Source organism: Pseudomonas sp. AB6 (assembly GCF_034314105.1).
Classification (GTDB): Bacteria; Pseudomonadota; Gammaproteobacteria; order Pseudomonadales; family Pseudomonadaceae; genus Aquipseudomonas.
In genome coordinates this window covers 4,320,432-4,332,697 of the sequence record NZ_JAVIWJ010000001.1, presented here as the reverse complement: position 1 = coordinate 4,332,697, position 12,266 = coordinate 4,320,432, and the positions used below count along the sequence as shown (strand labels likewise).

6 protein-coding genes and 2 pseudogenes are annotated in these 12,266 nt (G+C 54.5%); 4 read left to right on the top strand and 4 right to left on the bottom strand.

Annotated features, from left to right (window positions below):
* Positions 1-142: 142 nt before the first annotated feature.
* Positions 143-286 (bottom strand): annotated as a pseudogene (locus RGW60_RS20375) (LysE family translocator); the annotation flags it as partial.
* Between the two features lie 417 nt (positions 287-703).
* Between RGW60_RS20375 and RGW60_RS23875 the strand changes: the two are divergent.
* The 4 genes and pseudogenes from RGW60_RS23875 to RGW60_RS20355 all read left to right on the top strand — a co-directional run.
* Positions 704-1,276: pseudogene (locus RGW60_RS23875) on the top strand (Tc toxin subunit A); the annotation flags it as partial.
* Between the two features lie 510 nt (positions 1,277-1,786).
* Positions 1,787-8,611, top strand: coding sequence for a neuraminidase-like domain-containing protein (locus tag RGW60_RS20365; RefSeq protein WP_322206282.1), 6,825 nt, complete (start codon positions 1,787-1,789; stop codon positions 8,609-8,611).
* 151 nt (positions 8,612-8,762) lie between these two features.
* Positions 8,763-10,445 carry an NAD-dependent DNA ligase LigB gene (ligB, locus tag RGW60_RS20360; protein ID WP_322206281.1) on the top strand — a complete coding sequence of 561 codons (1,683 nt, stop codon included), beginning with the start codon at positions 8,763-8,765 and terminating at the stop codon, positions 10,443-10,445.
* Positions 10,446-10,458: 13 nt separating this feature from the next.
* Positions 10,459-10,881 carry a DUF1090 domain-containing protein gene (locus RGW60_RS20355; protein WP_322206279.1) on the top strand — a complete coding sequence of 141 codons (423 nt, stop codon included), beginning with the start codon at positions 10,459-10,461 and terminating at the stop codon, positions 10,879-10,881.
* A 94-nt stretch (positions 10,882-10,975) separates the two neighbouring features.
* Here RGW60_RS20355 and RGW60_RS20350 read toward each other — a convergent pair whose 3' ends face one another.
* The 3 genes from RGW60_RS20350 to RGW60_RS20335 form a co-directional block, all read right to left on the bottom strand.
* Entirely contained in the window at positions 10,976-11,425 is a 450-nt protein-coding gene (locus RGW60_RS20350) for a cytochrome c (protein WP_322206980.1), read from the bottom strand.
* Positions 11,426-11,511: 86 nt separating this feature from the next.
* Positions 11,512-11,898: an MAPEG family protein gene (locus RGW60_RS20345; RefSeq protein ID WP_322206278.1), complete on the bottom strand. Its 387-nt coding sequence runs from the start codon at positions 11,896-11,898 to the stop codon at positions 11,512-11,514.
* Positions 11,899-11,988: 90 nt separating this feature from the next.
* Positions 11,989-12,195 carry a hypothetical protein gene (locus RGW60_RS20335; RefSeq protein WP_322206277.1) on the bottom strand — a complete coding sequence of 69 codons (207 nt, stop codon included), beginning with the start codon at positions 12,193-12,195 and terminating at the stop codon, positions 11,989-11,991.
* Positions 12,196-12,266 lie beyond the last annotated feature (71 nt).

The following is a 12,266-nucleotide window of genomic DNA, read 5'->3' as shown; positions in this document are numbered from 1 at the left end:
GTCGGCTGGGGCTTTTTTGTTGCCACAGTTCGATCTCATGGTTTGACTGCTGCTACCCCCGCCGCGCCACCAGCAGAAACGACGCCGCACTGGCCAATAAACCCGCGCGCACCCGGTTGAACAATCGCTTGCCACTCGGCTTGGCCAACAGCCGCCCCAGCCCACCACTGCATGCCCGCGCAAAGCCAACGCGAGGCGTTGCTGATCGACAACAGGTTGTTAGCGCCCGGGGCCATGTCAGGGCGAAGCAGGCCGGTATAAATACCAGCAACGTGGAAAGATTCATCGCAAGCCTCCTGCAAGCATTGAAGAAGGCCGATTGTCTGGTTGGCTGCCGGACTGTTCAAGGTACAGCTGCGGAGCAAATCTGTAGTGCTTGCCCGGGTCGAAAGTGGTTGAGCGTTCTAGCCCCGGCGACAGGGTTGTTATCTGTTCGGCGTAGCATTTACGATAAAACCCTAAATAGCATTAAAATCGCCCACAGGACGCTTTATATAGCCATTCAACATTTAACTTACCCAGTTATTCGCAATCACGCCTATTACCAATCCGAATATAAATACGCAACGTATTGAAATAAATAAAAATAGCCAAACTTTAATCCAGCACCTGCACAGTTGCCGCTTATGTATCACCCTCCTACACTTACCCTGCAGCCACACGTTAACACTGTCCCTTAAGATCTATTACAGGACGTTATATCATGGACGACAATATTGCATCTGCGACCTATGGAAAACTATTCCCTGAACAAGTTGCCGACAAATGCTCAGCCGACGCATTCGAATCCAATAACGGGCCGCTGGCCTACCTTTACGCCCTCTACCAGCAGGCACTGAGTTTTGAAGCAAAGGGTGATGCCGGGACCCAGATCACGCTCGCCACCCGACGTCCGGATATCGGCGAGCTGGCTCTGGACCAGGCGAGCCTCAATAACCAGATGCCTGCGCTGACGCTGGTGATCGAGGCGATGAGCCGACAGGCCCGTTTTCAAGCGGGCGAGAAGAAAAAGCTGGCTCAAGAGATTGCCGTAGCTCAACACCCGGTCCAGTTGCCGTTTCATTATCCGCTTGAACAGATCAAAGCCACGCTGGGTTACAAGAAAAGCTCGCTGTTCAATCTGCTTCAGCAGTCTGGCTACAACTATCCAAATTTTACCAACGGTAACTTGCGCAACGCCGAAATGATAAAGGTCATGCGCACCGCCACGGGTTTTAGTTCAGCGCTGCAATCGTTGCTGCTCGATAAAAGCGACAGCACGGGCGCTGACTTTCTACAGACGCGGTACGGCGTAACGGGCAGCACTGCGCAAGCCATTGAACAGCTGACCAGCGTCGAATTTCTTTGCCTCAAGACTGCCCTGAAACCGGAGGCTATCCTGGATCTACTAGCCACTTCCGGCATTCCTGATGATGGCAAGGAAGCACTTACAACGGTCAAGCAATCCAGTGCCTACGCACCTGTCGGCGAAGGCAGCCCGGTGCCGATCGCGGGCCACGTCCATGGTGCGGTGTTCATCAACAACGCAACTGCTCCCGCCTTGTCATTGGAAGATACCCAAAGTGGACCCGGCATCAGCCTTCGCATCAAAGGCGCCACCGCCGATCATTTTGGCCGCATGCACAAGATCATCCACCTGCAACACGCCCTGCAACTGCCGTTTGCCGACGTCGATCTGCTGGTGATGTCAGCCCTACGGGCCGAAGGCCAGACCCAAGATTTTTACATCAGCGAAAAAACGCTGCGAGCACTGGGCGTTTTCTGCCATCTGCGTAGCGAATATGACGTGACTGCCGAACAGTTCGCGGCGTTGATCTACGGCATAACACCTTATGCCGTGGGTGACACAATCCCGTTCCTCAACCGGGTTCTTGATGGCCCAGGCCCGGGACAACTGGCAGTCGTTGAGGGCGCACTACTGCTCGACGGCAGGGAGTTCGACATCAGTGGGGGCGTCAACAGCAATGGCCAAAGCGCTTTGCAGTCGCCTATCGGAGATATCTGCCGTGCTTTCGCGCTGAAAGAATGGCAGGCAAGCGCATACCTGGCCAAGGTAACACAAGCTTTAGGGCTGAAGAAACCTGCGCTGTCGCTGCCGGTGTTTTCCTCGCTTTACCGGCTGACCCGACTGCCTCGCCTGTTACGAACCCCCATGACCGACGGCATGAGCCTTATTTCACTGTTGGCGACAGATAATCCCGATGTATTTCAGATGCTGGCCGGCACGCCCCGGATTGGCGGCGACCAGAAGCAGGCCGACATCCTTGATGTGCTGATCGCAGCGGCGAACCTCGCTAAGTGGCTGAAGCAGAAAAACATTTGCGCGCAAGCTCTATTACGCTGGGTCACACCACAGCCCGACCTCAGCTCAGTCAAATCCGGGTCTTTGTACAGCCTGGATGAGAGCATTACGCAAACGCTGAGAGATGCATTTCCCCGCCTCAGAAACTCGCTATTGAGCGACGCGCGGATCACGCAGCAGATCGGTACGGACATCGTGCCTGATTCGAACTCATGGCTAAGCACCCTGGCGACCTGGGTGGATGCTCAGGGGCTGGTGAAAACAATTGAACCGTCCTCAACCGAGGCCCTTGCAGACAAGCTGGCAGCAGAGCTGCAAGGCAAGCTGAAAAATGCCAACCCTATGCATCAGGCTCAAATAGACCTTGATGAGGTGGCTGCCAAGCTGAAACAGCTGATTGACAATGCGCTGGTCGCTCAAGAGGACATCCTCAAACACGTCATTAGCACGGCATTCGGTAAAGCCCATGATGGCTCTGCGCTAACAGCTGCACATGCTCTGCCGCTGCTACGCTGGATCAATGAGACCGGCTTCAACCTGCTGGCGGATATGATGGCAGCTGCCAAGGACTCCGCCGCAAATCCAAAGGCGCCGTTAAAAGGGCTCAGTATTGAATTATGGAGCGAACTTTCCAGGCATGCGCAGGCTGTTATCCAGCTGCACCTTAGCAGTACGGGGCTTACGGCGCTGCTCGACCATCCTGCCTGGTTCAATCTGGAGGATGAAGACGTCGACCGGAACAATCAAAACCCACCAACCGCCCCGTCACTGGACCTTGATCTGTGCTACCAGGTTAGCCGTTACCGTTACTGGATTGAGAAGTGCCAGGCCATTGGATTTGAGGAAGCCGACGCCCTCGATTTTTTTGTGAAATACCCAGCCAGCAACGAGCCGGGGGCAGTCAAAGCGGCGGCGCAACGACTGGGAGAACTGATCGGATGGAACGCCAACGAAACGATGCTGGCGATGCCCTATGTAACAGTCATCAAGGAAGCCACCGTCCTCACAGATTCCCCGAAAACATTCGACAACTTCCTCAGCACCCTGACCAGTTCCGAGTTGGGTTATTACAACTTTTGTGAGAGGTCTGTCGGACTGACCGGGCTGGGCGTTCTTCTCTATAAGCATGTGAAAAACCGGAGTGCCTACCCCAATGCAAATGCGGTGTTTGCAAAATTTGAACAGTTCCTTGCCAATAATCCAGGCCCGCTTAAAGTCACCCAGGAACACTATCTTTCCGACACCTGGAAGGACATCAACAAAAACGCAGAAAAATCAAAAATTGTGACGCTTGAAGTCTACGTTCCCGACAAGAAAATAAATGCCATTGAATATGAAGCGCGACCTTGCGTCCCGAATACCATCAGCGATATTGATTGGGTACTTCGCCTCCGGTCCCTGGGTGAAACAACCGGCCTGAGCTGCCAGTCACTGATGGAACTGTCCCGGCTCGATGAACAGCCGCCCTATGAAAACGTCCATACCGCTGCGCAGTTTTTGTTAGGTGCATGCAACGATGAGGGACTTGCCATAATAGAGCCCGCTTTGCAGGAGAATTGGCGGGACGCACTGGCAGCTTATCTACTGGGTTACTGCGCGCCGTCGAATACTGCGCTTCAGCCGCTCCTGTCGAGTATCGATGATCTTTCCAGCTACTTTCTGACGGACATCCTGGTCAGTTCAGCCGTAAAAACCCATAAAGTCATTCAGGCGACCGCCAGCTTGCAGCACTATTTACACAGGCTGTTTGCGCGCCTTGAACCAGGCTATTCAAGCACCCTCATCGCGCGGGACGAGTCGAACTTCTGGCAGCGTTATCTGAGTGAGTATGGGTCCTGGAAAATATGGCGGACGCAGCTTAACCATCCTGAAAACCTGATTTATTACGCCAACCGCCCTAACAAGAGCAGTGCGTTCCAATCACTGGAAGTGGAGCTCAACCAAGGGAAGCTGGACACTGAGCTGCTGCAAACGGCAATCACCAGTTACCTGACCAAATTCGAGCAAACCAGCAATCTGCAAGTGGTCAGTGGCTATCTGGATGGCGTCGACCCCAAGAACGACACTTATCACTTTATCGGCAAAACCAATGCCTCCCCCGCGGAGTATTACTGGCGGTCAATGGACATGGGGTTGCGTGACGACAAGGAGCGCCTGAGTCCGCTTGCGTGGACCGAGTGGGAAAAGATCGCCGTTTCAATGAGCGGCCAGACAGTCCAGAGTTGCTATACCGACCCGGCCACGCAATCGCAATACAAGTGCGATGCCATTCGCCCTGTCATCATTGAAGGCCGTCCTTATGTTTTCTGGGTCGAACGCGGTACCGTCGGCCTGCCCAGTGCGGATGAAAAAAACCAGACGCCCACCAAATTCAAGAAACTCAGCGTGCAGTACATCTACAAGCAGAGCGATGGTTTCTGGGCACCCCCCAATGAACTCATCTGCCTTGATGGCACACGTGACGGCACCCGGTTGCCTGATAAAGATAACCCCTACCTGAAAGACGACACCTATCAACCTGGCTTGATTGCTCTGGTCGATATCGAAGGGGAGCGTGCCAGGGATCCATGGCTGACGGTAATGCTGTACAACTGCGCTTACGCACCCGCTACCTCGAAAGCGAATCAAGATAAGGAGGAATCTAAAACATACGGCAATCTCGACACGGATTACTTTGTCGAAGCACGTGATTTGCTGCTGATCGATAAAAAACAGTTCCAGAACACTGATGAGACAAAGAAATTCAGCAAAATAGCCTTTAACTCGTATCAGGATGTCAGAAAAATTCAGCATCCCTATACAGGGGATGGGGTCGATATTACGTTTAAAAAATCATCATTCGGAGAGACCGGTTTTGCGCTGGAAAACTACAAGACAGATATCCTAAGCACGCCAGAGCTGCGTGACCATGGTGAAATATTTTATACAACGTATATCGAGACAAAGACCGCATCAAACGCATCAGGTTTTGTCCAAGACATCATTAAAAACCATCCATTAATAAAACAATTACCTTTCCTCTCGGAGAGAGAAGGAGACCGGGTGGGTGTTGAGCCCTTTGTAAAGGTCCTAAATAAAGCAGGTATACCAGTAAAGAGCCAAACTATCGGTCAACTTTCCCAGTTGCAATACTCATTAATTTTTTCAAGAAACGCGTCGGAAAGCTCAATAACCGCAATGCTTACACCTGAAAAGTCAGTCACCCTTACGGCGCACTACCCTAAAATAGTTATAGATCCATCCATCACCCCAACACTCAATTCCACGAGCATCAATACCACGTTCATGGCAGACGGTACTTCTTACACCATCACACATACACAAACCAATCTCTCACTGTCACCCCGAACACCTCCGACACTTTCAATTGAAATTGCGAGCGCTGGAACGTCCCCCCTTGGCATCGGCTACTCGGTCACTTGTGACAACCAGCTAATTTCCGAGAAAGCAGAGCGAGCCTACAGAACGACCGATTCAGCTCCGTGGACATACACCCTTCAGCTACAACAGCCCGAGCACTTGCTTGAAGACAGTTTCAGGGTCGAGTTTTACATCCAGGGCAAACTGGTGGCATCGGTGCCTATGGACATCATCATCAACCCGAAAGCCTGCCAACCTATAGAGCTCAGGCTCTATGCCAAGGGGCCTAAAGAGACATCTTTCCGCAAACTGACCGAAGAAAGTGTGGTGGCTAACGGGCAGGCAACTCTTACTCAGGTTTATCCATGGACAGACATGGGCTCCTACACATTCGCGCTGTGCGAAGCCGGGGATCCTCTACAAAACGTGTTCACCACATTCGACATCCGGTTATTGGGCCTGGATGAGAAATGGGACATCTCTATCAAACGAAACGACCAGCAAGCCCAGTATCTGGACCTGAGTGCAGTTGCCGATCAGGCACCGATATTTCCCTCCAACGCGATTCGCCTCAATACGTTGTTTGGCAAAAAGCTGGTGTCCCGTGCGGCGCGCAGTGTTGAACGAGCCCTGGAGTGGGAGGCTCAATTCATTGAAGAACCCACCATCGACCCGAACGCCCCCACACCCTCTGTCGACTTCCATGGCGCCAATGGCGCTTACTTCCGGGAATTGTTCCTGTATTTGCCAGACCTGGTGGCCACCCGCCTGAGCGAACAACAACAGTTCGACGAGGCCGAGCGTTGGTACACGCAGTATCTGTTTGATCCCTACCGGACACAAAAAGACGAAAAGAAACGTCCTCCACTTTGGAATACCCGACCACTGGCGGAAGCAGGGTCTGGCAACTCAGAGCCTCGAAAGGCTATAGATCCCACAGCGCGAGCTTTCATGCTTTCACGGTATTACCGGCAGGCCGTGTTCCTTTCGCTGCTGGATAACTGGCAACACCAGGGGGATCACTTTTATCGGCAACTCACTCCCGGCAGCCTCAACCATGCCTGGCTGTGCTATCAGAAAGCGCTGAAGCTCATCGGGCCGCTGCCAGAGCGCACCTCAGTCTCTCGCTGGATTCCGGTGACGCTGAATGCCGTGAGCAACTGGATCTTTCGCGCACCTATCAACGAACGCGTCACCAGCGCCCGGAAAACCCTGGAGCGTCGTCTTTTCAATCTCCGGCACGGACTGACTCTGGATGGCAAAATTTTGCCTGTCATGGACTGGAGCAAAGAAGGCACAGACGCGTTCGGCTTCGGCCAGCGAGGTGTCGGTCAGCTCGTCAGCAGCTACAACAGCGACCGGGCTCAAATACCCGGGTATCGCTTCCGTCAGTTGATACCCATGGCACGCGCGGCAGTGCAACAACTGCAGGACATGGGCCGCCATTACATGAAGCTTATGGAGGATGAGTTCAACACCACACTCTCGGTGCTGCTCAAACAGCAGGAAATCCGGATTTCCGACTTCACCTTGAAACTCAAGCAGGAGTCGATCAACTCTTTCAAAGCCAAGAAAGAAACCTTGCAGTTGAGCAGACAGGTAGCCGTGTCGAGAAAAGACTTCTACGCAAACCTGATTCAGATCGGCCGATCACCGATGGAAGAAGCCGCCACCGGACTCATCTGGACTTCAGCCGTCATGAAAAGCATGTCGATCCCTTTCCAGATTGCGGCAGGCATCACCGAAGGCGTAGTCCCCACCATTTACGGATTGGCGTTCGGTGGCAACAAGCCCTATGCACCCATGGCGAAAACTGCGCTGGCGCTGGAGATATCGGGCGAAGCCAGCAAATTCGTCTCGGAACAGTTGCTGGTCGAAGCAGGCTACGAACGCAGGGCCATTGAATGGGAGTTCGAGCTGAAACAAGCCGAACTGGACATCCAGTCCGTTGACCAGCAGCTCAAAGAAGCCAACATTGAGCTCAATGCAGCGACCCTTAGCCTGGACGAGGCTCACGCCGAACGCGCAAACCTGGAAGAAGCCCATGTCGCCATGACTACCGGCTTCACGATCATCCCTGTCTATAACTGGCTGGTCGCTCGTCAGGAGCTGCTGTACGGTCCAGCCTACGACGCCGTGCTGTCTTTGTGTCTGGGTGTGGAAGCCGCCTGGCGCTACGAGATTGGCGACTACAGCAGCCCAGCCTTCATCAAGACCAGCGCCTGGGCTGACGCCTATAAGGGGATGTTGGCGGGAGAGTCCCTGCTGGTCGACTTGCAGGAGATGGAAAACGCTTATACGCAACGCAACGAACGGCGCCTGAGCATCCGGAAAACCATTGATGTGAAGGGCATACAAACGGCCGCCGAGTGGCTTTCGACCATTAAGGCACTTACCGCTACTCCTATCAGCTTCGAATTAAAATCCGTCGATTTCGACAAAAACTACCCAGGCCATTACCTGCGGCAACTCAAACACGTATCGGTTTCGTTCGTCATGAACTCGGACGCTGGTGCAAGCCTGGGAAACGTCAGCGCAATCCTCACTCAAACAGACAGCACCACGCTGGTTGAGCCCGACCTTGAGGGCGCAGCGTATTTATATGCCCCCGTGGCCAAGGCCCCTACCTGCATAAAACGGAACTTGCGTGCTCAGCAACAGATAGCCCTGTCTTCTGCGGTAGCGGATGATGGCCTGGGCCTTGGCAAAGCTGACTGGGCCTATGAGCTGCTTTTCCACGACGGCCGATACCTTCCCTTCGAAGGCACTGGCGCCGTCTCACGCTGGCAGCTGGCTTTTCCAGATGCCGATTTTGTGAAAGGGCTTCTGGCTGCCGACGGAAAAACAACGCTGGTCAACACCATCCAGATTCACCTCGTCTACACCGCGTTGGATGGAGGCAAGGAGTTTACCGACAAGGTGAAAACACTCCTGCAAACCAGCCAATAGCCTGGTCCGTCGTATCCACCGCAGGTTGCACAGCCATGCGTAACCTGCGGCACACGATGGTCCGCAGATAACACCCGGTAACCAACCCCCAATCGCAGACTGTTTTCAAGCCGCGTAGGCTTTCTTGCCTCACCCAAGCAAGGACGCTTCCATGCCACTTTCCCTTCGTCTTCTCACCTTCACCTCCCTGTCCTTTCTCTCCATCACTGCCATCGCCCAAACCTGCCCCGACTGGTCTTCCGCAAAAGCCCGAAATGAAATCGCCCTGCAGCAGGCGCAGATCGAGCAGTGGGATGACAGCTATCATCGCCAAGGTGTCTCGCTGGTCGCCGACGAACTGTACGACCAGTCGCGTCAACGACTTGGTTATCTAAGCAGCTGCTTTGCGAGCCCGCCAGCCGCCGACAATCCGCTGAAAACGGCGGGTGGGCCAATACAGCACCCGACCCCTCACACTGGCCTGAACAAACTGCTCAGTGAGCGCGCCGTGCAAAGCTGGCTCAAGGATCGCCAGGATGTGTGGATTCAACCAAAGGTTGATGGCGTGGCCGTGACGCTGGTCTATGAAAAGGGCCGTTTCAAGCAGGCGATCAGTCGTGGTGATGGGCTCAGGGGGCAGGACTGGACGCACCACGCGCGATTGATTCCGGCGATCCCACAGCAGCTGCCGGTTGCGGAGGACGTGCTGCTCCAGGGGGAATTGTACTGGCGGTTGCAAAATCATATTCAAGCCGACGCTGGCAGCCTGAATGCGCGCAGCAAAGTCGCCGGACTTTTAGCCCGGAAAACCATTAGGCCGGATGAAGCCGCCAGCATCGGGTTATTTGTCTGGGATTGGCCTTCCGGCCCCGAGCGCCTGAACGAACGCCTTGCTGGCCTCAGCGCCATGGGTTTCAGCGACAGCGAACTGTATAGCAAGCCACTGCAAAGCTTTGAGCAGGCGCGAACACTACGTGAGCATTGGTATCGCAGCGGCTTACCGTTCGCCAGCGACGGCGTGGTCATGCGCCAAAGTCAGCGACCTCCCGCCGAGCGTTGGCAGGCCAAGGCGCCGTATTGGGTGGTCGCCTGGAAATATCCATACGCCCAAGCGCTGGCACAGGTGCGCAAGGTCAATTTCAACATCGGGCGCAGCGGTAAAATCACCCCGGTCCTGGACATCGAACCAGTTCAACTGGACGACCGGCAGATCAAACGGATCAGCGTTGGTTCGCTACAACGTTGGCAGCAGTTGGACATCCGGCCGGGCGATCAAGTGGCCATCAGCCTGGCGGGTTTAACTATTCCAAGGCTGGACAGCGTGGTTTCACGCAGTGTCGAGCGCGCTGAACTGAAGGTTCCAGTGGCGAGCAATTATCACTTTTTGTCGTGCTGGCAGCCTAGCGCCGGATGCGAAAGCCAGTTTCAGGCGCGCTTGACGTGGCTAAGTGGCAAGAACGGTTTGGCGCTGAGCGGCGTGGGCCCCGGTACTTGGGACAGGTTACTCAAGGCCGGAAGCGTTAACGGCCTGCTCGACTGGATGAGCCTCGACGCAGCGGATATCGCGAACATTTCCGGCTTTGGTGAACGCAGCAGCGTTAGACTGTCGGGCAGTTTTCAAAGCGCTCGACAACAACCGTTTCAGCGCTGGGTAAAAGCATTGGGCTTGCCACCAACTTCCGGTATCGAGCTAAGCAACCAATGGCGAGATTTGGCGTCAAAGAGCGTCGAGCAGTGGCAAGCCGAACCGGGAATTGGGCCGGGACGCGCTGTGAAGCTCAGCGCTTTTTTCAATGACCCCCAGGTTCAGGCGCTGAGTGAGCATTTGCGAATGCAAGGTATTGAAGGTTTTTAATCAGGAAGCTCATATGAAATTTTTGCCGCCGATGGTTCTGCTCGCCGCTTGCAGCGCGCTGGCCATGGCGCTATTCGCCGCAGAATACCCCCCGCAGCCCCCACCACTGACGGGCTGCACCGCCAAGCGTCAGGACATCATCATCCAGCTCGACCAAGCCAAAACAAGTGGCAACAAAGAACAACAGTCCGAGTTGGAGAATGCCTTGAGCAAGGCAACAACCAACTGCACCGATGCGTCGTTGCTTAAACAACTGGAGCAGAAAGTGCTGGACGCCAAGCACGAAGTCAGCCGCCGTCAGTCGGACTTGAACAAGGCCATGAGCAAGGGCGACGCCGACAAAATCAACAAGCGAAAAGACAAACTGGCGGAGTCGCGCAAGGAGTTGCAGAACGCGCAGTTAGAGCTGGAAAGGATTGAGCCGAGTGATGATTGAAGGCTATTCGTAGCGGACTGCACTCAGAGTGCAGGGCGCACCCGCGAACCTTCGCAACAATCGCGCCTGCAATCAGGCATTTCAGTCTGTTGTTTTAGTGATCGCGAAACTCTTTATGGCAGGCCTCGCATGCGTCCTGCACCTTCTGCACCGCAGGTTTGAGATTGCTCGCGCTGAAAGGCCTGGCATTGGTGGCAACCACCAATTCACCGGTCGCGGATTCAAGCGAGCGAGCCAGTTCTTGAAAGCGAGCCTGTTTCTGCCAGACATCATCCTTGGCGCTGCTGTGGGACTCTTCCTTGACCGAAGGGAAATGCTTCCATGGTTCATGGGACAGGCTGTCGAGTTTGATCGCGTCGTCGGTGAACAGCTGACCATCAAACGCAACGCGCCCTTTCAGCATGCCGCTCAGGTCTTCGCTGGTCTTGAGCATCTGCTTGAAGATCGCCTTGCGCTGGCCCAGTGGTGAGTTCGGATCAACGCCACCACAAGCACTCAAGGTCAGGCATGCCAGCAATACTACGGAAATTCTTTTCAAGGTCATGATGGCTTCAGCTAAGGAAACGGCGGCCAGTATCCTCGGCTGATCGCCAAAGGCCAAGCGCACCGTTGCCGCAGTCACACCGTCACTTATGCACTAACAAAAAACAGTGCAGCGACGATACCCATGCCGATGACCCAGAACAGCGACCGCAAGGGCGCCCAATCAGCCAGATAACAAATGATGTACAGCAGGCGACTGGTGATGAACAACACGGCCAGGACATTGATGGTCACCATCTGCGCGTTGCCGACGTACTGCGCGATGATCACCGCAGCCGCAAAGGCCGGCGTGACCTCAAAGCCGTTGCGTTGCGCAGCGTCAGCACGCTTGGCGAAGCCTTGTAAATTGTCGAGAAACGCGCGCGGGTCGTGGTTCTGCCGAGCGCCAAATTGGCCGCCGCTGAATTTGGCGACACCTGTGCATAAGTACGGCAGGAATATCGCGATAAATACGCACCAGAAAGCAACGGTCATAAATACATCCTTATAGTTTTAATTTCATTAGGAGCATTCCACACAACACAAACCCACACGCTATGAGTCGGGGCCGTCCAAAAGGTTCTTTTAGTCCAGCGGGTAGACGTCGAGTTTAAGGGCCTGACCGTCGATCCAGAACACACCTGTCAGCCCGACGACCTGCAGCATCGACCATAGCGGCTGTCCGGCATTGCCGCTACAGGCCATGCTGGCCTTTTCCGGCATGACCGCTTTGACCAATAACTTCGGCATCGTCCAAACGCTGTCCGACACGGGCAATGGGCGCTCGATCATCGCTTTAATTCGATGAAATGTCCGCAGGAGAAACCTTACCCTCGCGCAAGACGCTTCCCACACCATCTGTT

Coding starts and splice junctions, on each gene's coding strand:
- ligB (WP_322206281.1), top strand. CDS start 8,763: ATGCCACTTTCCCTTCGTCTTCTCACCTTCACCTCCCTGTCCTTTCTC.
- RGW60_RS20355 (WP_322206279.1), top strand. CDS start 10,459: ATGAAATTTTTGCCGCCGATGGTTCTGCTCGCCGCTTGCAGCGCGCTG.
- RGW60_RS20350 (WP_322206980.1), bottom strand. CDS start 11,425: ATGACCTTGAAAAGAATTTCCGTAGTATTGCTGGCATGCCTGACCTTG.
- RGW60_RS20345 (WP_322206278.1), bottom strand. CDS start 11,898: ATGACCGTTGCTTTCTGGTGCGTATTTATCGCGATATTCCTGCCGTAC.
- RGW60_RS20335 (WP_322206277.1), bottom strand. CDS start 12,195: ATGATCGAGCGCCCATTGCCCGTGTCGGACAGCGTTTGGACGATGCCG.